The sequence below is a fragment of the Methylobacterium sp. WL119 genome (genome assembly GCF_008039875.1).
Taxonomy (GTDB): domain Bacteria; phylum Pseudomonadota; class Alphaproteobacteria; order Rhizobiales; family Beijerinckiaceae; genus Methylobacterium.
This window is the reverse complement of the sequence record NZ_VRUU01000002.1, coordinates 16,753-38,810: the sequence shown is the minus strand read 5'-3', so window position 1 is coordinate 38,810 and position 22,058 is coordinate 16,753. Positions and strand designations below refer to the sequence as shown.

The 22,058-nt window shown below is 70.2% G+C and carries 21 protein-coding genes; 13 read left to right on the top strand and 8 right to left on the bottom strand.

Translation table 11 applies throughout. The features are described 5' to 3' along the window. Positions 1-179 precede the first annotated feature (179 nt). The gene (gene secA / locus FV227_RS01315) at positions 180-3,077 is read right to left on the bottom strand and encodes a preprotein translocase subunit SecA (protein ID WP_147842590.1); all 2,898 of its coding nucleotides are present in this window, start codon (positions 3,075-3,077) and stop codon (positions 180-182) included. A 205-nt stretch (positions 3,078-3,282) separates the two neighbouring features. Continuing rightward, on the bottom strand, positions 3,283-3,696 hold the full coding sequence (locus FV227_RS01310) for a hypothetical protein (protein WP_147858149.1): 414 nt from the start codon (positions 3,694-3,696) through the stop codon (positions 3,283-3,285). A 325-nt stretch (positions 3,697-4,021) separates the two neighbouring features. Between FV227_RS01310 and FV227_RS01305 the strand changes: the two genes are divergently transcribed. Both FV227_RS01305 and FV227_RS01300 read left to right on the top strand, forming a co-directional pair. Continuing rightward, positions 4,022-4,936, top strand: coding sequence for a peptidylprolyl isomerase (locus tag FV227_RS01305; RefSeq protein ID WP_147858148.1), 915 nt, complete (start codon positions 4,022-4,024; stop codon positions 4,934-4,936). 185 nt (positions 4,937-5,121) lie between these two features. Continuing rightward, positions 5,122-6,621 (top strand): GGDEF domain-containing protein, encoded by a 1,500-nt coding sequence (locus tag FV227_RS01300; RefSeq protein ID WP_147858147.1) that lies wholly within the window; start codon positions 5,122-5,124, stop codon positions 6,619-6,621. Between the two features lie 50 nt (positions 6,622-6,671). On the opposite strand, the gene hemH is transcribed toward FV227_RS01300, so the two are convergent. Then, entirely contained in the window at positions 6,672-7,757 is a 1,086-nt protein-coding gene (hemH, locus tag FV227_RS01295; RefSeq protein ID WP_147842596.1) for a ferrochelatase, read from the bottom strand. 163 nt (positions 7,758-7,920) lie between these two features. Between hemH and FV227_RS01290 the strand changes: the two genes are divergently transcribed. From FV227_RS01290 to FV227_RS01280, 3 genes are all read left to right on the top strand, one after another. Then, positions 7,921-8,874: a class I SAM-dependent methyltransferase gene (locus FV227_RS01290; RefSeq protein WP_147726941.1), complete on the top strand. Its 954-nt coding sequence runs from the start codon at positions 7,921-7,923 to the stop codon at positions 8,872-8,874. Between the two features lie 114 nt (positions 8,875-8,988). Further along, complete coding sequence (locus FV227_RS01285; protein ID WP_147726940.1) at positions 8,989-10,521, top strand: bifunctional UDP-sugar hydrolase/5'-nucleotidase; 1,533 nt, start codon at positions 8,989-8,991, stop codon at positions 10,519-10,521. Further along, the gene (locus FV227_RS01280; RefSeq protein ID WP_147726939.1) at positions 10,518-11,207 is read left to right on the top strand and encodes a uracil-DNA glycosylase; all 690 of its coding nucleotides are present in this window, start codon (positions 10,518-10,520) and stop codon (positions 11,205-11,207) included. Before FV227_RS01285 ends, FV227_RS01280 begins: the two co-directional genes overlap by 4 nt. An 18-nt stretch (positions 11,208-11,225) precedes the next feature. Here FV227_RS01280 and FV227_RS01275 read toward each other — a convergent pair whose 3' ends face one another. After that, positions 11,226-11,657, bottom strand: coding sequence for a hypothetical protein (locus FV227_RS01275; protein ID WP_147858201.1), 432 nt, complete (start codon positions 11,655-11,657; stop codon positions 11,226-11,228). Positions 11,658-12,007: 350 nt separating this feature from the next. On the opposite strand from FV227_RS01275, the gene FV227_RS01270 reads away from it, so the two are divergent. Together FV227_RS01270 and FV227_RS01265 are read left to right on the top strand one after the other, a co-directional pair. Beyond that, positions 12,008-12,478, top strand: a complete 471-nt coding sequence (locus FV227_RS01270) for an AMP-binding protein (protein ID WP_243933380.1) — start codon at positions 12,008-12,010, stop codon at positions 12,476-12,478. Positions 12,479-12,542: 64 nt separating this feature from the next. Continuing rightward, positions 12,543-13,337, top strand: a complete 795-nt coding sequence (locus tag FV227_RS01265; protein ID WP_147728764.1) for an enoyl-CoA hydratase — start codon at positions 12,543-12,545, stop codon at positions 13,335-13,337. Between the two features lie 40 nt (positions 13,338-13,377). Here the strand turns inward: FV227_RS01265 and FV227_RS01260 are convergent, their stop codons facing one another. The 3 genes from FV227_RS01260 to FV227_RS01250 all read right to left on the bottom strand — a co-directional run bounded on the left by FV227_RS01260 (position 13,378) and on the right by FV227_RS01250 (position 14,783). Continuing rightward, positions 13,378-13,875 carry a DUF3016 domain-containing protein gene (locus FV227_RS01260; RefSeq protein WP_147728765.1) on the bottom strand — a complete coding sequence of 166 codons (498 nt, stop codon included), beginning with the start codon at positions 13,873-13,875 and terminating at the stop codon, positions 13,378-13,380. Then, the gene (locus FV227_RS01255; protein ID WP_147728766.1) at positions 13,872-14,087 is read right to left on the bottom strand and encodes a hypothetical protein; all 216 of its coding nucleotides are present in this window, start codon (positions 14,085-14,087) and stop codon (positions 13,872-13,874) included. The genes FV227_RS01260 and FV227_RS01255 overlap by 4 nt, the downstream gene beginning before the upstream one ends. Before the next feature lie 147 nt (positions 14,088-14,234). Then, positions 14,235-14,783: a helix-hairpin-helix domain-containing protein gene (locus FV227_RS01250; protein ID WP_147844399.1), complete on the bottom strand. Its 549-nt coding sequence runs from the start codon at positions 14,781-14,783 to the stop codon at positions 14,235-14,237. 202 nt (positions 14,784-14,985) lie between these two features. Between FV227_RS01250 and FV227_RS01245 the strand changes: the two genes are divergently transcribed. Next, entirely contained in the window at positions 14,986-16,872 is a 1,887-nt protein-coding gene (locus tag FV227_RS01245; RefSeq protein ID WP_147858146.1) for an ABC transporter ATP-binding protein, read from the top strand. Positions 16,873-16,961: 89 nt separating this feature from the next. Next, positions 16,962-17,888 carry a cell envelope integrity EipB family protein gene (locus FV227_RS01240; protein WP_246686346.1) on the top strand — a complete coding sequence of 309 codons (927 nt, stop codon included), beginning with the start codon at positions 16,962-16,964 and terminating at the stop codon, positions 17,886-17,888. 15 nt (positions 17,889-17,903) lie between these two features. On the opposite strand, the gene FV227_RS01235 is transcribed toward FV227_RS01240, so the two are convergent. After that, entirely contained in the window at positions 17,904-18,215 is a 312-nt protein-coding gene (locus FV227_RS01235) for a DUF3572 domain-containing protein (RefSeq protein WP_147728254.1), read from the bottom strand. Positions 18,216-18,294: 79 nt separating this feature from the next. Between FV227_RS01235 and FV227_RS01230 the strand changes: the two genes are divergently transcribed. The 4 genes from FV227_RS01230 (at position 18,295) to FV227_RS01215 (ending at position 21,988) form a co-directional block, all read left to right on the top strand. Next, complete coding sequence (locus FV227_RS01230) at positions 18,295-18,666, top strand: response regulator (RefSeq protein ID WP_147728258.1); 372 nt, start codon at positions 18,295-18,297, stop codon at positions 18,664-18,666. A gap of 61 nt (positions 18,667-18,727) precedes the next feature. Continuing rightward, entirely contained in the window at positions 18,728-20,101 is a 1,374-nt protein-coding gene (locus tag FV227_RS01225) for a PleD family two-component system response regulator (protein WP_147728255.1), read from the top strand. A 187-nt stretch (positions 20,102-20,288) separates the two neighbouring features. After that, a complete protein-coding gene (locus FV227_RS01220; RefSeq protein WP_187274649.1) occupies positions 20,289-21,242 on the top strand; it encodes an acetyl-CoA carboxylase carboxyltransferase subunit alpha in 954 nt (317 codons plus the stop codon). Then, positions 21,239-21,988 (top strand): DUF1796 family putative cysteine peptidase, encoded by a 750-nt coding sequence (locus tag FV227_RS01215; protein ID WP_147842764.1) that lies wholly within the window; start codon positions 21,239-21,241, stop codon positions 21,986-21,988. The genes FV227_RS01220 and FV227_RS01215 overlap by 4 nt, the downstream gene beginning before the upstream one ends. The last annotated feature ends 70 nt before the right edge of the window (positions 21,989-22,058 follow it).

Below are 22,058 nucleotides of genomic sequence, written 5' to 3'. Positions count from 1 at the left end.
CCGGTTCTCGCGATGGCGACCGTCCGCCGCCTATCGATCGAGGCCGAACGAAACGTCGCCCGCACATCCCATCCCAGGTCATCCCGGACCCGCCTTTCAGCGCCCCGGGATGACGGGGCGGGTGGAGCGCCCCTGAACGAGAACCCTACGGACGGGAGCGCCGTGACGAGAGCAGGCGCTCAGGCCGTGAAGCTGCCGTGGCAGTGCTTGAACTTCTTGCCAGAGCCGCAGGGGCAGGGCTCGTTGCGGCCGACCCGGCCCCAGGTGGTCGCGTCGTCGGGGTCGCGCTCCAGCACGGCCCCGTCGGCCGACAGCCCCTGGGCGGCGTAGCCGTAGGCCGGCCCGCCGCCGCCGTCGCTCCCGGTGCCGCGGCCGGCATAGTCCATCTCGTTCTCGCCGGTGACCGGATCGAGGTGCTGGGCGAACATCTGCGGCAGGCCGGGGGATGGCCCGAACGGGTTCGCCTGGGCTTCCGGCTCCTGGAACATGATCTCGACGCGCGAGAGCTGGCTGGTGACCTGCTCGCGCAGCTGCGTGACGAGGCCGTTGAACAGGTCGAAGGCCTCGGACTTGTACTCGTTCAGCGGGTCGCGCTGGGCGAAGCCGCGCCAGCCGATCACCTGGCGCAGGTGGTCGAGCGTCACGAGGTGCTCGCGCCAGAGGTGATCGAGGGTCTGCAGGAGCACCTGCTTCTCGATGTAGGTCGTCACCTCGGCACCGTTCTTCTCGGCGCGGGCGGCGTAGGCGGTGTCGGCGGCCTTCTTCAGGCGCTCGCGCATCTCCTCGTCGGCGATGCCCTCTTCCTTGGCCCAATCCTCGATCGGCTCGTCGAGGTTGAGGATCTCCGTCACGCGCTCGCGGAGGCCGGCGACGTCCCACTGCTCGGCGTAGGCGTTCTCGGGGATGTGGGTCGCGACGAGGTCGTCGATCGTGGCCTGGCGCATCTCCTCGACGGTCTCGGACACGCTGTCCTGGCCCATGAAGTCGCGGCGCTGCTCGAACACGACCTTGCGCTGGTCGTTCATGACGTTGTCGTACTTGAGCACGTTCTTGCGCATGTCGAAGTTGCGCGCCTCGACCTTCTGCTGCGCCTTCTCGATCGCCTTGTTGATCCACGGGTGGATGATCGCCTCGCCCTGCTCGAGGCCGAGCTTCTGCAGCATCCCGTCCATGCGGTCGGAGCCGAAAATGCGCATCAGGTCGTCCTGCAGCGACAGGAAGAACTTCGAGCGACCGGGATCGCCCTGGCGGCCCGAGCGGCCGCGGAGCTGGTTGTCGATGCGGCGCGATTCGTGGCGCTCGGTGCCGATGATGTAGAGGCCGCCCGGCAACGCCTTCTTGCGGCCGGCTTCCGGATCGGCCGGCTCGCCCGACGCCAGCACCTTGGTGCGGTTCTCGGCGATCTCGGCCTTGATCGCGGCGACCTTGGCGTCGCGCTCGGGGCCGTCCTCGAGGCCGGCGAGCTCCTTCTCGACGCGCATCTCGACGTTGCCGCCGAGCTTGATGTCGGTTCCGCGACCGGCCATGTTGGTGGCGATGGTGATCGCGCCGGGCACGCCGGCCTCGGCGACGATGTAGGCCTCCTGCTCGTGGAAGCGGGCGTTCAGCACCGCGAAGCGCTTGGTGACGCGGCCCTCGCGCGCGGCGGCGTAGACGTCTGTGAGCGCATTCGGATCGGAATAGTCGAGCAGGGTGAAGCCAGCCTTCTTGAGCAGCTCGGCGATCAACTCGGACTTCTCGATCGAGCCGGTGCCGACCAGGATCGGCTGGTGGCGCGCATGCGCCGTCTCGATCTCCTCGATGATGCCGGCGTACTTCTCCTCGACGGTGCGGTAGACCTGGTCGTCCTCGTCGACGCGCTCGACCTCCTTGTTGGTCGGAATGTCGACGACCTCGAGCTTGTAGATCTCGGCGAACTCGTCGGCCTCGGTCGAGGCCGTGCCGGTCATGCCCGCGAGCTTGTCGTAGAGGCGGAAGAAGTTCTGGAAGGTGATCGAGGCCAGCGTCTGGTTCTCGGGCTGGATCGTCACCCGCTCCTTCGCCTCGAGAGCCTGGTGCAGGCCCTCCGAGTAGCGCCGGCCCTGCATCATGCGGCCGGTGAACTCGTCGATGATCACCACCTCGTCGTTTTTGACGATGTAGTCCTTGTCCCGGGTGAACAGCGTGTGGGCGCGCAGCGCCTGGTTCACGTGGTGGACGATGGTGACGTTGTGGCCGTCGTAGAGGTCGCCGTCCTTGAGGATGCCGGCGTCGCGCAGCGCGTCCTCGATGAACTCGTTGCCCTCCTCGGTCAGCGAGACGGTGCGCTGCTTCTCGTCGAGGTCGTAGTGCGAGGGCACAAGCATCGGCATCAGCGCGTCGACGGTGACGTAGAGCTCTGAGCGGTCGTCGACGGGGCCGGAGATGATCAGCGGCGTGCGCGCCTCGTCGATCAGGATCGAGTCGACCTCGTCGACGATCGCGAAGTTGTGCCCCCGCTGCGCCAGCTGGGACATCTCGTACTTCATGTTGTCGCGCAGGTAGTCGAAGCCGTACTCGTTGTTCGTCCCGTAGGTGATGTCGCAGGCGTAGGCTTCCTTGCGCTGCTCGTCGTCGAGGCCGTGCACGATGGTGCCGACGGTCAGCCCGAGGAAGCGGTAGACCTGCCCCATCCACTCCGCGTCGCGGGCGGCGAGGTAGTCGTTGACGGTCACGACGTGGACGCCCTTGCCCGACAGCGCGTTGAGGTAGACCGGCAGCGTCGCCACCAGCGTCTTGCCCTCGCCGGTCTTCATCTCGGCGATGCCGCCCTCGTGCAGCACCATGCCGCCGATCAACTGCACGTCGAAGTGGCGCTGGCCGAACACGCGCTTGGCCGCCTCGCGCACGGTGGCGAAGGCGGGAACGAGGATGTCGTCGAGGCTCTTGCCGGCCGCGAGCTCGGCCTTCAGCATGTCGGTGCGGCCGCGCAGGGCCTCGTCCGACAGCACCTGGATCTCGGCTTCGAGCTCGTTGATCGCCGCGACGCGGGGACGATAGCCCTTCACGCGCCGGTCGTTCGACGAGCCGAAAATCTTCTTGGCGAGGGCACCGAGCATCGTGAACCTGCAAACGGGAAAGCCCGTCGGCGGTCTCCCGCAGACGGCTGGCCTTGGCTGAGTTGGCCGGGCTTATAGAGGTAAATATCGCGGGCCGCATCTAAAAGAGGCCGGCGCGCGATGGGCTGCGCAGAGGCGCTTCGGCCCGGATCCGAATCAGTGCCGCCTCGCGCGGCCCGTTCGCGGGCGGCCGTCGCCCGCGGCGTCAGTTGACTTCGCAGAACCCCACGCCGGCGCCGACGATGCGGTCCGACGGGCACCACGGGCCGGCGACCCGCACCGGATGCGGCGACGGCTTCGCACGCTCCGCGATCGGCGCGACGGCGACGGGCGCGACGGCGACGGGCGTCAGCCCACGCACCGTCTCCCGTGCCTGCGTCCACGGCTCCGTCCGCGGCGACGCCGGCTCCGTCGCGCGAGGCGGTGCGATCGGCAAGGGAACGCCAGCGCTTGCGATGCGCTCGGCCGCGCGCGGCGGGACCGGAGCCGCAGCGGACGCGCTGCCGATTCCGAGGCGCAGGCGGAACCCGCGTGCCTCGGCGGAGGACGGCGTCGCCGCGAACGCGAAAGCGGTCGAAGCCGCGAGCACGATCCATCCGATCTGCGAGATCCTGCGCATCCGCCCCTCCGTCGATCCGGCAAGCCTGTGCCGGCGCGCGTTCACGAAGGCTCAAGAAACGGAGTCAACGGAATGCTTTCCCCGTGACGGGCGAGGACGGGCGGACGCGACGGCGATGGACCGCGCGCGCATCCTTTCCTCATCTGCGCCGTGCTCCTGCGACCTCATTTCCGTCATCCCTTGCGCCTTGCCTTTGCGTGCGACGCGAGCCACCTGTCTCGCCGATTCCCGCGGCTGCGATGCCGCTTCCTCGAAGCCCCGTGCGAGACCGTCCGGCGCCGTGCCGCGACGGGTCGGGGCGAAACCGTCTAGGAACGCCAACGCCATGTCGAAGACCCAGACCCTCCGCGGCGCGAGCGCGCTCGCCCTGGCGCTCGCGCTCGGCGGCACCGCCTCCGCGCAGACGCCGACCCCGGCGGCGCAGCCCTCCGTCGCCGCCGCGGTGCTGCCCTCGCCCGACAGCGTCGTCGCCAAGGTGAACGGGATCCCGGTCACCGCCGGCGACATCGCGGTGGCGGCCGAGGATCCGGCCCTGTCGCTGCCGGGCGTCGACGATGCGCAGAAGAAGGGCCTGCTGGTCGACTACATGCTCGACCTCAAGGTCGGCGCGCAGGCGGCGGACGCCGCCAAGATCGGCGACACGCCGGACTTCAAGCGCAAGCTCGCCTACTTCCGCGACAAGCTCCTCCTCGACGAGTACCTGGAGCGCGAGGCCAAGAAGGCGGCGACGCCCGAGGCGGCCCACGCGCTCTACGACCAGTCCGCCAAGCTGATGAAGCCGGAGGAGGAGATCCACGCCCGCCACATCCTCGTGGAGAACGAGGCCGAGGCGAAGAAGATCGCCGCACGGATCAAGGGCGGCGAGGACTTCGCCAAGGTCGCCGCCGAGACCACCAAGGATGCCGGCTCGAAGGCCGAGGGCGGCGACCTCGGCTGGTTCTCGAAGGACCGGATGGTGAAGGAATTCGCCGACGCCGCCTTCAAGCTGCAGCCCGGGCAGGTTTCCGATCCGGTCAAGTCCCAGTTCGGCTGGCACGTCATCAAGGTCGAGGAGAAGCGCAACAAGCCCGTGCCGACCTTCGACGAGCTGAAGGAGCAGATCGATCAGGCGCTGATCCGCAAGGCGCAACAGGATCTGATCCTGAAGCTCCGCGCCGACGCCAAGGTCGAGCGCTTCGACGAGAACGGCAAGCCGATCGCCGCGCCGGCCCCGGCCTCCGAGGAGCTGAAGAAGCCCTGACCGCGGCGGCCGCCCGACGTTCGCTCGCGCCGAAGCGTGGCAGCCGCGGGCTTCGGCGCGGCTCGCCGCGTCTGAGATGTGATGACGGACCGCTCATGCACGGAATTTGCGCCTAAGGATCAACATTTTCGCAAGGATCGTGTGAAAGAGTGCCCAATGATCGGGGCGGCAGGAAAATCATCGCGATGCCGTCGGAGCAGGTTCTGCTGAAGCCTCGCCTGGCACCGATGATCTGGCTCACCGAGACCGCGGCGCCGGTCTGCGTCGAGATCAGCGACGGGCTGCGGCGGACGTTGTTCCGGCGAATGTCCTCGCTGATCTCCGGCTCCCTCGTCGGGCTGATCATCATCGCGATCCTGCTGTACCGGAACCCGATCCCGGCATTCTTCGCCTGGGCGGCCGTCGATACGATCCTGGTCCTGTTCCGTTTCGCCGTCATCGGCCGGTTGATGCGGATCCTCCGAGATCCCTCGCTCCGCCGTCCGAGGGACACCCTCGTCGTCGATGCCTTCGTCGCCGGCAGCGTGCTGTGGTGCGCGCAGATCGGCGTCGGCGCCTTCCTCTGCATGAGCTTGGGCGATCCCGTTCTGGCCGTGTTCGGCACCATGCTGTCGACCGGGATCGTCGGGGCGATGTGCGCGCGCAATCCCGGCTCGCCGCGCATGGTCAAGCTGCAGATGGTCCTGATCATCGTGCCCTACGCGGCCGGCGCTGCGATGGGGCCGGAGCCGTGGCTGTGGCCGATCGCGCTCATCGCCCCGCTCTATCTATGGGGAACGATCAGCATCAACCGGGAACTCCACATCGATTACCTCAAGATGCTGATGGCCCAGCAGGAAAGCAGCCACCTCGCCCTTCACTGCAGCCTGACCGGCCTGCCGAACCGCAACTCCTTCAAAGCGCGCCTCAAGGCGGCCGAGCGGAACGCTTCGGTGCTCTTCCTCGACCTTGACGGCTTCAAGGCGGTGAACGACCAGCACGGGCATCCGGCGGGCGATGCGCTCCTGACGGCCGTCGGCGAACGGATCCGCGGCTGCGTGCCGGATCCCGCCGACGTCGCGCGGCTCGGCGGCGACGAGTTCGCGATCCTAGTCCATGCCGACGACGAGCGCACGATCGCGGCGATCGCGACCCGCCTGATCGCCGAGGTGGCACGACCCTACGCCTTGCCGACGGGGTTGGTCGTCCGGGTCGGCCTCAGCATCGGCATCGCGACCCGGCGCGACGCGGACACCGACCCGATGCTCCTCCTGCCGGAAGCCGATCAGGCCCTCTACGAGGCGAAGCGGGCCGGCAAGGGCACTATCGCTGGTTCCAGCCGGCGAACGACGCCGACCTCTCCAGCCAAGTCCGAGAGCTTCGCGACATGCTCCCGAAGGCGCAGACCGACCGCGAGCACGGCTTCGAGGCCAGTCTCTCGGTCACGCGCGCCTAGATCGAGGCGAGCCGACCTCCCGGCCGTCGCCGAACCGAGCGCGGCCTCACTTCACGTCGGGCGTCAGGTAGGAGGAGGTCGCCGGGCGGGCGGCGCCGACGATCCCGAGTGCAGCCAGCTCGTCGGTGCGCCGGCGCGACGCCAGGATGTCGAGCACCGCGACGACCAGCCAGGGACACGCGATCCCGATGAAGAACGCCATCTCATCACCCTTGCTGATCCGGCCCGCCCGGTGTCGAGGGCTGGATGATAGCCCGGCGCCGGGGCTTCGCAAGATGTCGTGCGGGTCGATACGGGTGATCAGACCCAGCCCTGCAACTCCCGCCGCACCACGGTCTCGATCACCTTCATGCCGAGGTCGCTGTCGTTGAGGCAGGGGATGTAGGCGAAGCGCTCGCCGCCGTTGTCCTCGAAGTAGTGCCGGTTCTCGCCGTCGAGCTCTTCCAGCGTCTCCAGGCAGTCGGCGGTGAAGCCCGGCGCGACGATCGCCATGCGCTTCACCCCGGATTTCGCGAGCGTCTGCACGGTCTCGTCGGTGTAGGGCTTGAGCCATTCCTCGTTGCCGAAGCGCGACTGGAAGGTCGTCCGCATCCGCTCGGTCGAGAAGCCGAGCTCTTCGCGGATCAGGCGGCCGGTCTTCACGCACTGGCAGTGATAGGGGTCGCCCTTGAGCAGGTAGCTCTTCGGCACGCCGTGGAACGAGGTGAGGATCACCTCCGGCTCGAAATCGAGCTTGGCCAACCCCTCGCGGATCGAATCGGCCATCGCACGGATGTAGACGGGGTCGTCGTGGTACGGCGCCGAGACCCGCACGGTCGGCTGCCAGCGCATCTGCATCAGCGCCTTGAACGCCTGGTCGCAGGCGGTGGCCGAGGTCGCGGCGGCGTATTGCGGGTAGAGCGGCACCAGCAGGATGCGGTCGCAGCCCTGATCGAGCAGGGCCTGGATCCGCAGGGCGACCTCGGGCTTGCCGTAGCGCATCGCCCAGTCGACCACGACCTTGTCGCCCATCATCGCCTGCAGGCGCTCGGCCTGGCCGCGGGTGATGGTCTTGAGCGGGCCCTCGTCGCGCTCGTTGTTCCACACGCTCGCGTAGTCCTTGCCCTTCGGGCCGGGACGCTTGGTCAGGATGATCAGGTTGAGCAGCGGCCACCAGATCAGGCGCGGCACCTCGATCACCCGGCGGTCGGACAGGAACTCCTTGAGGTAGCGGCGCATCGGCCAGTAGCTCGTGCCCTCCGGCGTGCCGAGGTTCATCAGCAACACGCCGACACGGCCCCAGCGGACCGTGGGGTGATCGGCCGGAAGGGTGCCCGCGCCGGCCGCACGGCTCGGCTCGACGGTGGAGACGGCCGACAGGGACGCCGGTTCGACGCGTTCGTTCATGGTGAGGTTCTCGGCCATGGCGGCCGCTTCCTGTCCTGGGCCGCCGGGCGCGCGGCGACGGTGAGGCCGCGCGCCCGCATGACGGCGGTGCTGTTGTGCGGGATCGGATATCTAACTAGAGCACGAAGCCTGCCAGCGAAGGTCCGGCCGACGAGAGCGCGACATGCAGTCTCCCCGCTACTTCCTGAACCACTTTATGCCGTTCACCGGCTACCCCTACACGGGGGCGCCCACGGCCTGCAATCTGTGCGGCTCCACGGAGAGCGTCACCGTGGCGGAGACCGATCGACGCCTGAAGACGCTGAAGTCGATCGCCTGCGCCGAATGCGGCCTGATCCGCACCGACCCGATGCCGACGCCGGCCGAGCTGGCGGATTACTACGCCCACGCCTACCGCGCCGACTACCAGCTCGCCTTCGCGGGCGGCCCGCCGCGGGTCCATCTCAAGCGCTCGGCGCGCGAGGCGGCGTTCCGGGCGGAACTGCTCGCGCCGAAGCTGGTGCCGGGCGCCCGCCTGCTCGATTTCGGCTCCGGATCGGGCGAGTTCCTGGCCGCCGCCCGGGCTCGGGGCTGCAAGGCGATCGGCGTCGAGCCGGGCCGCGACTATTCCGCCTATGCCCGCGCGACGCACGGCGTCGAGGTGCTGGACGACGCCGCCGACGACCAGTTCGCACCGGGCACGTTCGACGTGATCACCACGCACCACGTCATGGAGCACCTGCGCGACCCGGCCGACGTGATGGAGCGGCTGGCACGCTGGCTGAAGCCCGACGGCGTGCTCTACGCCGCGGTGCCAAACATGGCCGCCACCGGCAAGCCGCCGCACGAGCGATTCCACTTCGCCCACGTCCACGGCTTCGTGCGCGACACCTTCGACCTCACCGCACGCCGCGCCGGCCTCGTGCCCGACACCAATTACTGGCGCGAGGACACGACGGTGGTCTACCGCAAGACCGATGCGCCGCCGGTGCCGATCCGCGCGCCCGGCCTCGCCCAGCGCCTCGCCGAGGAGCTAAAGCCGATGCCGGCCGCGGCCTACCTCGCTTCCGGCGCCTGGATCTGGCCGATGGTCCGCCGCAACGCCAAGGCGGTGCGCGAGACCTTCTCGGCCCGCTAGGACATCGTCTGCGGGCGGGCCGGGCTTCACCGCGCGCGAAGATGCTTTAAGGACCGTCGTGCGCGCGTCACGTCGGCGGGGGTAGGCTGGGCTTTTCCGCCAAGACGCAACGCCATGCCTCGCCCCAATCGCCGCCAGACCTTCGGTCTCGGCATCGGCGCCGGCTTTTCGGCCGGCCTGCCCGCCATCGCGAACGCGACCGAGCCAACGGCGCCCGAGCCGACGCTGACGCTGCTCCTCGTCAACGACGTCTACCTGATGGGCGAGGTCGACGGGCGCGGCGGGTTCGCGCGGCTCAATGCGATCGTGAAGGCCGAGCGCGACCGCGGTGTCCCGGTGCTCTACGCCCATGCCGGCGACACCCTGTCGCCCTCGCTGATGTCGGGGTTCGACAAGGGCGCCCACATCGTCGACCTGCTGAACCTCGCCCCGCCGGACGTGTTCGTCCCCGGCAACCACGAATTCGATTTCGGGCCCGCCGTCTTCCGCGAGCGCATGGCCGCCGCCGCCTTCCCGTGCTTCGCCGCCAACCTGCGGGACGGGTCTGGCCGGCCGTTGCCGAGCCTGCGCGATCGGCAGATGCTCACCCTCGGCGGCCTGCACGTCGGCGTCACCGGCATCGCGTTGGCCGCGACGCCGGAGAAATCCCAGAGCGGCGATCTGCGCTTCGGGCCCGAGCTGGAGACGCTGGCCGCGCAGGCTGAGGCGCTGCGCGCCGACGGCGCGGATCTCGTCGTGGCGATCGTCCACACCGCGCGCGCGACCGATCTCGCGATGCTGGCGGCGGGCCATGCCGACATCCTTTTGTCGGGGCACGACCACGACCTCGTGGTGCAGTACGACGGGCGCCGCGTGCTCGCGGAGTCGAGCAGCGACGCGCATTACGTCACCGCCATCGACATCCACGCCAGCGTCTCGACGGCGGACGGCACGCGGCGCGTGACGTGGCGGCCGAGCTTCCGAATCCACGATTCGGCGACCGTCGCACCCGATCCGGATACGCTGACCCTCGTGCGCAAGCTCGAGGGCGACCTGTCGCGCCGGCTCGACGTGCCGGTCGGCGAGACCGCCTATCCGCTCGACAGCCGCATCGTCTCCGTGCGCGCCCGCGAGGCGAGCTTCGGGAGCCTCGTCGCCGACGCGCTGCGGGAGGCGACGGGCGCCGACATCGCGGTGATGAACGGCGGCGGCGTGCGCGGCGACCGCCTGTACCCGGCCGGCACGATGCTGACGCGGCACGACATCCTCACCGAGCTTCCGTTCGGCAACACCATCGTGTCGGTGGCGATCACCGGCGCCCAGGTCCGCGCGCTGCTGGAGGCGGGGTTTCGCGAGCTCGGCCGCCCGGCCGGCCGCTTCGCGCAGGTCTCGGGCCTGACCGTCCGCGTCGATCCCGATGCGCCGGCGGGCGACAGGATCGTCTCCGTCCGCGTCGGCGATGCGCCACTGGACCCGGCCCGGACCTACCGGGTCGCCGCCAACAACTTCCTCTACGAGGGGGGAAACGGCTACGGCGTGCTGGCTCGGGGGCGGACCTTGATCGGCGCGACGGATGGCGGGCTCGTCGCCACCGCCGTGATCGATTATGTCGCCCGCCACGCCCCGATCACCGTGACCGAGGGCGAACGCATCCTGATCGGCCGATGACCGAACCGACCGTCTCCGCAGCGCTCGCCGCGTTCCGGCAAAGCGCATCCCCGTGGCTCGCCTTGCCGTTCTTCACGGAGGGCGCGGCGGATATCGTGGCGGCACGGGTCGACGAACGGATCGCAGCCGGCGCGCAGGTCTTGCCCGCGCCCGGCAACATCTTTGCCGCCCTGGCGCTGACGCCGCTGCCCGCGGTGAAGGTCGTGATCCTCGGGCAGGATCCGTATCCGACGCCGGGCGACGCCAACGGGCTCGCCTTCTCCTATGTCGGCTCCCGGCGCCTGCCGGCCTCGCTTAAGGTGATCCTGGCCGAGGTCGAGCCGGGCAAGGCGACGCGCGGCGACCTCACGGCCTGGGCGCACCAGGGGGTGCTGCTCCTCAACAGCGCACTCACCGTCGAGGCGGGCCAGGCCGGGGCGCATCTTCGGTTCGGCTGGGCGAGGCTCGCCGACGAGGCGGTCGCGGCCGTCTCGGCGCGCGCCGAGCCCGCCGTGTTCCTCCTGTGGGGGGCACAGGCGCGGGCGCGGGCCGCGCTGATCGACCGATCGCGACACGGCGTGCTCGAATGCGGCCATCCGTCGCCGTTGAACCGGGCGCGCGACTTCCCCGGCTCGGACCCCTTCGGCCGGGCCAACGCGTGGCTCGCCGAGCATGGGTCGGCGCCGATCGCGTGGCGCCTTCCCTGACGGCTCCGTCCCGCAGCGTTACTGGGCGGGCTTCGGCGCCGGTGCCGGTGGCGCGGGCGTGTCGGCGCCGGCGGGCGGCGCGTCGGCTGCGGCCGGCAGCAGCACGTCCTTCGCGACCGTGCCTTCGGGGCCGTATTCGCCGGCGACGGCGAGGCACGCCTTCTCGCGATGCTGGGCCATGTCGTTCGACATCAGCGCGAACATCGACTGCACCCGGCCGCCGAACGGGCCGCGCGGGCTGACGTCGGCCGATCGGGTGCCCTGCTTGACCAGCAGCGCCTCGAAGGTGTCGGTCCCGATCCGATAGCCGCAGACGTTCGACGCCGCGAAGATGTAGGCTGCGAATTCCAGCGCCCGCGGGGCCGGGGCGTTGCGGATCTGCGCCGCGGCGGGCTGCGCGGCGAGACCGAGGCTCAGGAGGGCGGCCGCGGCGGCCGGCGTGGCGAACATGCGCATGGGCGAAAGTTTCCTCATCGTCGTCGACGACTTCTTGCGAGTCGTTGAGACGGGCGAGATACGCCGAACGGTGAACGCCGCCCAGGGGGAGCGGCCCGACGGATTGCCTCAGGCCACGCAGGACAAAGGTGAAGGTCGTTCGTGGTTAAGCGTTACCTGCGTTGCAATCGATAGCGGCGTTTCTACCGCGTCACTGGCCGTCCCGGTCCCTCGTCTGCCTTGCGGAACCGCGGAACTTGTTTCGACTTGATCCTGCCCTACGCGGGGGTTCGAAGCCTGCTATTAACCGGTGGCGAGCAGATCGGAGTCCGACATCTTCCGCAATGAGCCGGACTGGACGCCGCATGCACTTCGCCCTCGACCACCGCGCAGAGCCAGATCCCGCCTTCGTGCCGCCGTCGCTGCGCCTCGCCGAACCGAGCGACGCACCCTCGGGCGAGCGCCGCAACCGCTACGCCCGCTGGGCCCTGCACGAGCGGCTGGGGGAAGGCGACGTCGTCGCCCTGCTGATGCGCAACCAGCCCGACGTGCTCGCGATCTGGCAGGGCCTTGGCTCCGTCGGCGTCACCGTGATGCCGCTCGACCTCACCCTGCGCGGGACCGCGCTTGCCCGGAGCCTCGACGCGATCGGCCCGCGCCACCTGTTCGTCGACGCCGGCCTCGCGGAGACGCTGTGCAGCGTCCAGGGCCTCGTCTCGGTTCAGCCGCTGGTGTGGTGGCACGGCGGCGCCGACTTCGCCCGCATCGACCTCGAGATCGCCGAGTACGACGACGCCCCGCTCGCCCCGCAGGCGCTGCCGGCGCGCCGGGCCTGAGCCATCCTCGAAACCCGACGCGTCCGTGATAGGCTTGACCGGCCATCGAGACGGGAGCCAGGGCATGTCCTCGACCGCGCAGACCGACGCGCCGCTGCTGCTTCGCGCGGATGCCGAAGGCATCGCCACGCTGACGCTGAACCGCGGTCCGGCCCGCAACGCGCTGTCCCTCGGGCTGATGGCGGCCTTGCAGGATGCGCTCGACGCGATCGCCGAGGATCGAGCCGTGCGCGTCGTCGTGCTGCGCGGCGCCGGGCCGGCCTTCTGCGCCGGTCACGATCTCAAGGAGATGCGCGCGCATCCCGGGCGCGAGGCCGCGGCCGAGGTGTTCCGCGCCTGCTCCCGGCTGATGCTGGCGATCACCCGGCTGCCGCAGCCGGTGATCGCGCAGGTTCACGGCATCGCCACCGCCGCCGGCTGCCAGCTGGTCGCGACCTGCGATCTCGCGGTCTGCGCCGACGACGCCCGCTTCGCGACGCCCGGGGTCAACATCGGCCTGTTCTGCTCGACCCCGATGGTCGCGCTCTCCCGCGCGGTGCCGCGCAAGGCGGCGATGGAGATGCTGCTGCTCGGCGAGCCGATCGACGCCGCGGAGGCGTTGCGCATCGGCCTCGTCAACCGTGCGGTGCCGACCGCCGATCTCGATGCGACGGTGCAGGCGATGGCGATGCGCATCGCGGGCAAGTCGGCGCGGGTGGTGGCGATCGGCAAGGAAGCCTTCGGCCGCCAGGCGGAGCTCGGCCTCGAGGAGGCCTACGCCTACGCCGCCGAGGTCATGACCCGGAACATGATGCTCGCCGACGCCGACGAGGGCATCGATGCCTTCCTTCAGAAGCGCACGCCGCGCTGGCCGGCGTGAGCCGCGGTCGAGCCGCGCGGTTCGGCGCGCGAAACGTCCGTCAGCCGCGGCCGGCCGGAACCGGGAAGCGGCGCGCGAACCAGTCGCGCAGCACCGCGCGCTCGTAATACAGGCCGCCGGTCGAGAAGCGTGGGTTGGCCGTCAGCATGAAGTTGGGGTCGGTGACCGTATCCTCGCCGCTGGCGACCACCCGCTTGCCACGCCGCAGTGCGTAGGCGAGCCGGATCCGCGGCGGCGTGAAGTCCTGGACGATCCGCAGGCCACTCGGCGTGCCGAAGCCCGGCCGCTCGTACCCGGCGAGATCGATGTCGAGGACGGTGATGTCGAGGCTCTCGTCGGGGCCGAGGCGCCGGCTGCCGAGGTCCTGGAAGATCCGCGTCATCTCCGCCAGCGTCAGCCGCAGGCTCCGGCCGGAGGAGGCCCAACGGTCCTCCGCGTCGGTGAAGCGCTCCGGCGCGACGTAGCGCACGCCGACCTGCGCGACGGCGGGACCGCCGAGCGCGAGACCCGTCAGGGCTGCCAGGACGACGCGCCTCATTGCTTGGCGCGGTTGATCACGGCGAGCAGCGCGCGGGCGACCGGCTCGGTCACGTTGCGGCGGTACTTGCGGTGGACCAGCTGCCCGTTGTGGTAGACGTCGTGCTCGACGTAGAGCCGCTCGCCGTCCCACCGCACGATGTTGTCGGTCTCGGTCGTCTCCTCGACGCCGAGGTCGTCCCGAAGGATCGCGCTGCCGGTCTGGGTGAACATGCGCAGCTCCTCGCACCTTGATCGGGGATCGCCCGCGCAGACGATCCGCCCGTAGGGTCCACAATAGGCAACCGGCGCAGGCTGCGCCAGTTGCGGCACCGCTCCGGCCCCCGACAAGGACAGCTCGGCTTCGCGGTCGCGGGCATCTCAGCGGATCGTGATCTGATCCTTGATCTTGTCGTAGGTCGCGCGGCTGAGCACGCGCTTCGACAGCAACTGGTCGATCGTCGTGTAGGGCCGGCGCTGGATGATCGCCCGCCCGATGCTGCCGCCGCCGCGCAACCCGTTCAGCTCCGCCAGCGATGCGGTGTTGAGGTCGACCAGCGCCAGCGCGCGCGGTCCGGCGCTGTCGCCGGCCTCGTTCACCTCCGCCTGACCGGTCGGTTGTGACTCCGGCACGGATTGCGAGAGAACCGGGGCTTCCGCGGTCGGCTGGGGTGCCGGAGCGGGTGTGGGCGCGGGATCCGGCGATACCGGCGGCGCGGCGAGGTCCGCTCGAGGCGCTGCGGGGGACGGGACCAGCGTCGGCGTCCCGACCTTTCGCGGCGCCGGGGCGACGGATGCCGGCGGCACGGAGACCGGCGGCGCCTGCGCCGGCGACGGTGCGTGCGGCAGAAAATACTGGATCAGGGCGGCGAGGCAGCCCGCGACGACCAGCAGAAGCGAGATCCGCAGAATCGTCGAACCGCTCAGCATCGCCCCTCCCATCCGTGTTGTTTGGCAAACGCTTGGCAAGTTTTGCAAACGCTTGGCAAGATAGAGACGTTGCGCTGCCGGAGCAAAGCACGGCGTAGACGATCGGGCCGGCCGTCAACAAGCGTCGGCGCGGAAGACCTTCGGACAGCTCGCGGGGCCTTCGGCATCGACGCCGGCTCCGCGCCGGCCCATACCCGCCGGGATGCCGACCGCCCGCCTCGACCCCGCCCTGGCCGCCCCGCTCGCCGCCGCCAGGCGACACATCTCCGAACGCTTCGGATCGCTGCGCTACCTGCCGGCCCTGTTCGCGCAGGTCCGCGCCGCGAGCCCGCGCCTGTTCGCCGCCAGCCTCGCCCTGCGCCTCGTCGGCGCCGGGCTGCCGGTGGCGACCCTGTGGCTCGCGAAGCTGATCCTCGACGCGATCGTCGCGGAACATGCCCGGCCGCGGGCGACGCCGATGAGCGTCGATGCGTGGCTCTCGGACCCGCACCTGTCGCGGCTCGCGGCCTTGGTCGCGGCCGAACTCGCCCTGGCGATCCTCTCCGACCTGATCGGACGCCTCAGCACGTTGGTCGACGGGTTGGTCGCCGACCTCTATTCCAACGCCGCCTCGCTCCGGCTGATGCGCCATGCGGCGGCCCTCGACCTCGCGCAGTTCGAGGACAGCGCACAGCAGGACCGGCTTGAGCGGGCGCGCCGGCAGGTCACCGGGCGCACCAGCCTGATCGCCCAGGTGTTCGGGCAGGGGCAGGCCCTGGTGACTTTGCTCTCGTTCGCCGCGGGCGTCGCGGTCTACACCCCGTGGCTGATCGTGCTGATCGCGGCGGCGCTGGTGCCGGCCTTCCTCAACGAGGCGCACTTCACCCGAGCCGGTTACCGCCTCGCCTGGATCCGCACCCCGGAACGGCGGCGGATCGACTACCTGCGCTACCTCGGCGCCAGCGTCGAATCGGCCAAGGAGGTCAAGCTGTTCGGCCTGAACGGCTACATCACCGACCTCTATGCCGGCCTCGCCGACAAGGTGGTGGCCGACAACCGCGCGCTGGCGATCCGCCGCGCCGGCTGGGGCGGCGCCTTCGCGGCGCTCGGCACGCTGGCCTACTACGCCGCCTACGCCGTCATCGTCTGGCGCACTGTGGCGGGCGGCTTCTCGATCGGCGATCTCGCCTTCCTTGCCGGCGCCTTCCAGCGCCTGCGCGGGCTGATCGAGGGCCTGCTGCTCGGGTTCACCCAGATCGCCGGGCAGACGCAGTACCTCGAGGACCTGTTCTCGTTCTTCGCGATCGCGCCGTCGATCCGCTCGCCCGAGACCCCGGCACCCCTGCCGGCGACGATCCGCCAGGGCCTCGCCTTCGAGGATGTCGGCTTCCGCTATCCCGGCGTCGACGCGTGGGCGGTGCGGCACCTGAGCTTCACCCTCGCGGCGGGCGAGACCCTGGCGCTCGTCGGCGAGAACGGGGCCGGCAAGACCACGATCGTCAAGCTGATGACCCGGCTCTACGACCCGACCGAGGGGCGCATCCTGCTCGACGGCCTGCCGCTGCAGGCCTACGACCTCGACGCGCTCCGCGGCCGCATCGGTGCGATCTTCCAGGATTTCGTCCGCTTCGACCTCACCGCCGGCGAGAACGTCGCCGTCGGGCGGATCGAGGCCCGGGACGATGCCGAGCGCATCGGCCGTGCGGCTGTGCGCGGCCTCGCCGACGCGGTCATCGCGCGCCTGCCGGCCGGATACGACCAGCCCCTCGGCAAGCGCTTCGACGGCGGCGTCGACCTGTCCGGGGGCCAGTGGCAGAAGATCGCCCTGTCCCGGGCCTACATGCGCGACGCCGAGATCCTGATCCTCGACGAGCCGACGGCCGCGCTCGACGCGCGCGCCGAGTACGACGTGTTCCGCCGCTTCCGCGACCTCAGCGCCGGGCGGGCCGCGGTGCTGATCTCGCACCGATTCTCCACCGTTCGGATGGCCGATCGCATCCTGGTGCTGGAGGACGGAAAGGTGCTCGAAGCCGGCACGCACGACGCGCTCGTCGCCCTCGGCGGACGCTACGCCGAGCTGTTCGAGCTTCAGGCGGCCGGCTACCGCTGATCCGGCGCCCGGCATTGCTCCGGGCCCGGCACCCACTACCTGCAGCCTGCGCCTCAACTTCGGCCGTCACCGCCTCGGGAGTTTTCACGATGCCACGCCACGCCACCGCCCTCGTCGCCGCGTTCCTCGCCGGCGCGGCCTGCTTCGGCGGCATGGCCCATGCGGCGCCGGCCACGCCCGACGCCTCGGCCAAGCCGGCGCCCGAGGCGGCAAAGCCCGAGGATCCGAAGCCCGGAAAGCCCGAGCCGGTGATCCTCGCCAACCACAAGGCGGTCTACGACCTGTCGCTCGCCTCCACCGGCGGGACCCGGGCGGTCGAGAGCGCGCGCGGGCGCATCGTGATCGAGTTCAAGGGCGACTCCTGCCGCGGCTACACCATGCAGACCCGCCAGGTGACGGTGCTCGAATCCGGCGAGAGCGGCAGCCGGACCTCGGACCTGCGCAACACCACCTTCGAGGGCGGCGAGGCCCGCGATTTCCGCTTCCGCACGGTGACGGTGCTGAACGGACAGCCGAGCCCGGCCGTCGACGGCACCGCGGATGCGAGCGGCGACGCGTTCAAGGTCCGGCTCAATGAGCCCAAGAAGGACCAGTTCACCGCCGCCGGCCCGGTGCTGTTCCCGAGCCTGCACATGCGCCGCCTCGTCCAGGCCGCGCGGGCCGGCGACACCACGATGTCGGCCAAAGTGTTCGACGGGTCGGACGACGGCCGCAAGGTCTACGACACCCTGGCCGTGATCGGCCGCCGTGCGACGGCGCCGGCGAACGCCGCCGCGTCGGACCGCGACAAGCCGCTGCACGAGGGTGCGATGGCCGCCGTGCCGCACTGGCCGGTGACGCTGAGCTACTTCACGCAAGGGGAGGGCGAGCGCACGCCGATCTACACCCTTACCTTCGACCTCTACGAGAACGGGGTCAGCGGCGCGCTCAAGCTCGACTACGGCGACTTCGCGATCCTCGGCGACATGACCCGCCTCGAGCTCGACAAGGCGCCGGACAAGCCGTGCGCCCCGTAGCCGGCACGCGGCCCTTTAGAACTCGTCGGATTGTTGCGGCGAGAGCCGTCGCCACGCCGCCGCGATGCGCTCGGGCTTGATGTCGAGCCCCTGCGCGCAGGCGAGCAGCACCGGCTCGTCGCCCATGACGTGGTCGAGCACGCCGACGAGGAAGGCCGGGTCGGACAGCGACGCGCGGACGTCCTCGGGCGACAGCCCGGTCGCGTTGAGGAACGGGAACAGGCGGTCCTCGTCGGCGACCATCCAGCCGAGCACGTCGACGGCCAGGTTGTGGTCGGCGGCGGTGGCTCGCGTCGACCCATCGTCTTGAAGTGATTTGCGATTCATCAACATCTGTCGCTTACAAAGGCGTGAGGTCGGGTAACGTCCCGTAAAGGACGCGCGGCGGCACCGGGATCGAAGCGTGATGACGAAAACGGTGTTGATCGTCGAGGACAACGAACTGAACATGAAGCTCTTCAACGACTTGTTGGAGGCCCACGGTTACGCGACCCTCAAGACGGCCAACGGCATCGAGGCGATCGAGCTCGCGCGTGCCCACCATCCCGACCTGATCCTGATGGACATCCAGCTTCCCGAGGTTTCGGGGCTCGAGGTGACCAAGTGGCTCAAGGAGGACGACGACCTCAAGCACATTCCCGTCGTCGCCATCACCGCCTTCGCCATGAAGGGGGACGAGGAACGCATTCTCGAGGGCGGTTGCGAGGCATATTTGTCCAAACCGATCTCCGTCGCGAAGTTTTTGGCAACGGTTCGCACGTATCTTGCCGACAAGTAAGGTCCGGATCGAGCCCTCGACGGCGCCTGCGATCGCCCGCTGAAACCTTGTGCGAGGAACGATGTCGGCCCGCGTCCTGATCGTCGACGACCTCTTCCCGAACGTGAAGCTTCTCGAAACGAAGCTCGCGCTGGAATACTTCGACACCGTCGCGGCCATGAACGGCCCGGACGCGATCGCGATCTGCGAGAAGGGCCTGTGCGACCTCGTCCTCCTCGACGTGATGATGCCCGGCATGGACGGGTTCGAGGTCTGCCGCATCCTCAAGAACAACCCGCTCACCGCGCACCTGCCGGTGGTGATGGTCACGGCCCTCGACCAACCCTCGGACCGCCTGAAGGGCCTCGACGCCGGCGCCGACGATTTCCTGACCAAGCCGATCGACGACACCGCGCTGTTCAGCCGCGTCCGCAGCCTCGTGCGCCTGAAGGCCGTGACCGACGAGCTGCGCAGCCGCGCGCTCGCCTCGCGCGAGTTCGGCATGGGCGACCCGCTGGCGCTCGCCACCGCCGAGACCGGCCTCAACGCCAGCCTGCTGCTGGTCGAGGATCGGCGCGGCTCGGCCGAGCGGATGGCGGCGGCGCTCGGCCAGTTCCACGCGGTCACGCTCGAGACCGATCCGCAGGCGGCGATCCACGTGGCGGCCGAGGGCGGCTTCGACCTCGTCCTGGTCAGCCTCGACCTCGAGGGCTTCGACGGGCTGCGCCTGTGCAGCCAGCTGCGCAACCTGGAGCGGACCCGGCAGGTGCCGCTGATCATGCTGGCCGAGGCGCATGACCGCGCCCGCATCGTGCGCGGCCTCGATTTCGGTGTCCACGACTACCTGCTCCGCCCGATCGACCGCAACGAGCTGGTCGCGCGGGTCCGCACCCAGATCCGCCGCAAGCGATTCTCCGAGGTTCTGCGCAGCGCGGTGCAGGCGTCGATGGAGATGGCCGTCACCGACGGGCTCACCGGACTGCACAACCGGCGCTACCTCGACAACCACCTCGCCGGCCTGTTCTCCGATCCGCGGCTGCGCGAGCGCCCGGTCGCCGGGCTGATCCTCGACATCGATCACTTCAAGGCGATCAACGACACCCACGGCCACGAAGCCGGCGACGAGGTGCTGCGCACCTTCGCCGACCGCGTCCGCCTGCACACCCGCACCATCGACATCGTCGCCCGCTACGGCGGCGAGGAGGTGGTCATCATCCTGCCCGATGCCGGCCTCGCCGAGGCCCACGCCATCGCCGAGCGCATCCGCGAGCGGATCGAGGGCATGCCGTTCTCGATCCATCGCGACACACGCAGCGTCCCCGTCACCGTGTCGATCGGCGTCGCGACCCGTCAGCCCGAGGATGTCGGCCCCGGCGAGATGCTGAAGCGCGCCGACCTCGCGCTCTACCGCGCCAAGGCGCTGGGGCGGAACCGCGTCGAGGCCCAGGCGGCCTGACCCGTCCGATCGTCGCCGGATTCGGCGCGCACGCTTGGAACGGACGCATCCCTGCGGCGAAGGTCCGCCGGTTGACACCCGTCCGCGCTTCGCCAACACCCTGCGCCGTTCGCGGCCGGGGCCTTCGGCACCAGCGCCGCAGCCGCACCGGCCTTCGGATGGGAGTACTGTGACGACGATGGCGGCGATGCGCTCCTACCTCGATTTCGAGAAGCCCGTGGCCGAGCTTGAGGCGAAGCTGGAGGAACTCCGCGCCGTCGGCGCCCGCGACGGCGCCGTCGCGATCAGCGAGGAGGTCGGGCGGCTGGAGGCGAAGGCGGCGCAGGCGCTGGCCGAGATCTACGCCAACCTCACCCCCTGGCAGAAGACCCAGGTCGCCCGGCATCCGCAGCGGCCGCACTTCGTCGACTACTGCACCGGGCTGATCGAGGATTTCACGCCGATGGCCGGCGACCGCGGCTTCGGCGAGGACGCGGCGATCGTCGGCGGCATGGGTCGCTTCCGCGGCCGGCCGGTCTGCGTGCTCGGCCAGGAGAAGTGCGCGACCACCGAGACGCGCCTGCGGCACAATTTCGGGATGGCCCGCCCGGAAGGCTACCGCAAGGCGGTGCGCCTGATGGAGCTCGCCGACCGCTTCGGGCTGCCGGTTCTGGCCTTCGTCGACACCGCCGGCGCCTTCCCCGGCATCGAGGCCGAGGAGCGCGGCCAAGCCGAGGCCATCGCCCGCTCGACGGAGGCCTGCCTCGGCCTCGGCGTGGCGAACGTCGCGCTGGTGATCGGGGAGGGCGGGTCGGGCGGCGCCATCGCGCTCGCCACCGCCAACCGCGTCCTGATGATGGAGCACGCGATCTACGGCGTGATCTCGCCCGAGGGCGCGGCCTCGATCCTGTGGCGCGACCAGGGCCGTGCGCCCGACGCCGCCACCGCCATGAAGATCACCGCGCAGGACCTGATGCGGCTCGGCATCATCGACACCATCGTCCCCGAGGCGACCGGCGGCGCCCACCGCGACCGCGCCGGCGCCATCGCCGCGGCGGGCGACGCCCTGGCCGGCGCGCTGGCCGAGTTCGACGGCGTGGCCCCCGACGAGATCCGCGACCGCCGCGCCCGCAAGTTCCTCGAGATCGGCCGGCGCCTGTGAGCCGGCCGGAACCCGGCGGCCCCTACGGCACCGGCTTCCTGCGCGGGCTCGGACGCAGGCTCGGCGGCCTGCTCGGCAGCGAGCGCGAGCCCGGCCCGGTCAACCACGTCTCCCTGGGCGCCCATTGCCAGATGGCGCACGTGCTGAAGACGCTCGGGTTGCGTACCTGGTCGGGGCCGTTCGACTGGATCTTCACCATGCCGGGGATGGTTCGCGACTGCCTCGCCGACGACTTCGCCGCGCTCCTGGATCGATCGCAGCTCGAGACCATCCCCCTGGACGAGCGGCAGGGCGAGGGCATCTGGCGCGGGCGCCACCGGCTGTATCGCGAGCGCTACGGGCTCGCATGCGTCTTCAACCACCACGACCCGGCCTCGGACGAGGCCGACTACCGCTTCCTCGCCGAAGGGGTCCGCCGCCTGCGGATCGCGCTGTCGAACCCCGTCGCCGAGAACCAATTCTGGCTGTTGACCCACCTCCACACGCCGCCCGAGGTCGCCTACGGCATTTGTGACATTTTGGCACAGCGAGGATCGGGGAACCATTTAACCTTTTTGCAGCACGTGCCGGGAAGCCCCGCGAGGCGCGTCGTGGCGGCCGAGCCGACGCGCCCCGACCTGCGCTGGCTGACGGTGGAAACCCCTTCCGCATCAGTCGGTTTGCGCCTGGCCGATCCGGTCGACGACGCGTTCCTCGTCGACCTGATCGCGGCGGAGTCGCGGCGCACCCTGCGCCCGTCCCCGTGATCCACATCGGGGCCGGTGGCGCCGAGTGGGGCGGGGGGCGGATCCTTGCGGTAACGGAGGCGTAAGCTTA

Excerpts from the sequence above, each read along its gene's own strand:
- FV227_RS01305 (WP_147858148.1), top strand. The coding sequence starts at position 4,022 with ATGTCGAAGACCCAGACCCTCCGCGGCGCGAGCGCGCTCGCCCTGGCG.
- FV227_RS01245 (WP_147858146.1), top strand. The coding sequence starts at position 14,986 with ATGCCGACCGCCCGCCTCGACCCCGCCCTGGCCGCCCCGCTCGCCGCC.
- FV227_RS01235 (WP_147728254.1), bottom strand. The coding sequence starts at position 18,215 with ATGAATCGCAAATCACTTCAAGACGATGGGTCGACGCGAGCCACCGCC.
- FV227_RS01280 (WP_147726939.1), top strand. The coding sequence starts at position 10,518 with ATGACCGAACCGACCGTCTCCGCAGCGCTCGCCGCGTTCCGGCAAAGC.
- FV227_RS01240 (WP_246686346.1), top strand. The coding sequence starts at position 16,962 with ATGCCACGCCACGCCACCGCCCTCGTCGCCGCGTTCCTCGCCGGCGCG.
- FV227_RS01285 (WP_147726940.1), top strand. The coding sequence starts at position 8,989 with ATGCCTCGCCCCAATCGCCGCCAGACCTTCGGTCTCGGCATCGGCGCC.
- FV227_RS01225 (WP_147728255.1), top strand. The coding sequence starts at position 18,728 with ATGTCGGCCCGCGTCCTGATCGTCGACGACCTCTTCCCGAACGTGAAG.
- FV227_RS01250 (WP_147844399.1), bottom strand. The coding sequence starts at position 14,783 with ATGCTGAGCGGTTCGACGATTCTGCGGATCTCGCTTCTGCTGGTCGTC.
- FV227_RS01310 (WP_147858149.1), bottom strand. The coding sequence starts at position 3,696 with ATGCGCAGGATCTCGCAGATCGGATGGATCGTGCTCGCGGCTTCGACC.
- secA (WP_147842590.1), bottom strand. The coding sequence starts at position 3,077 with ATGCTCGGTGCCCTCGCCAAGAAGATTTTCGGCTCGTCGAACGACCGG.
- FV227_RS01270 (WP_243933380.1), top strand. The coding sequence starts at position 12,008 with ATGCACTTCGCCCTCGACCACCGCGCAGAGCCAGATCCCGCCTTCGTG.
- FV227_RS01230 (WP_147728258.1), top strand. The coding sequence starts at position 18,295 with ATGACGAAAACGGTGTTGATCGTCGAGGACAACGAACTGAACATGAAG.
- FV227_RS01300 (WP_147858147.1), top strand. The coding sequence starts at position 5,122 with ATGCCGTCGGAGCAGGTTCTGCTGAAGCCTCGCCTGGCACCGATGATC.
- FV227_RS01255 (WP_147728766.1), bottom strand. The coding sequence starts at position 14,087 with ATGTTCACCCAGACCGGCAGCGCGATCCTTCGGGACGACCTCGGCGTC.
- FV227_RS01220 (WP_187274649.1), top strand. The coding sequence starts at position 20,289 with ATGCGCTCCTACCTCGATTTCGAGAAGCCCGTGGCCGAGCTTGAGGCG.
- FV227_RS01265 (WP_147728764.1), top strand. The coding sequence starts at position 12,543 with ATGTCCTCGACCGCGCAGACCGACGCGCCGCTGCTGCTTCGCGCGGAT.
- FV227_RS01260 (WP_147728765.1), bottom strand. The coding sequence starts at position 13,875 with ATGAGGCGCGTCGTCCTGGCAGCCCTGACGGGTCTCGCGCTCGGCGGT.
- FV227_RS01275 (WP_147858201.1), bottom strand. The coding sequence starts at position 11,657 with ATGTTCGCCACGCCGGCCGCCGCGGCCGCCCTCCTGAGCCTCGGTCTC.
- hemH (WP_147842596.1), bottom strand. The coding sequence starts at position 7,757 with ATGAACGAACGCGTCGAACCGGCGTCCCTGTCGGCCGTCTCCACCGTC.
- FV227_RS01290 (WP_147726941.1), top strand. The coding sequence starts at position 7,921 with ATGCAGTCTCCCCGCTACTTCCTGAACCACTTTATGCCGTTCACCGGC.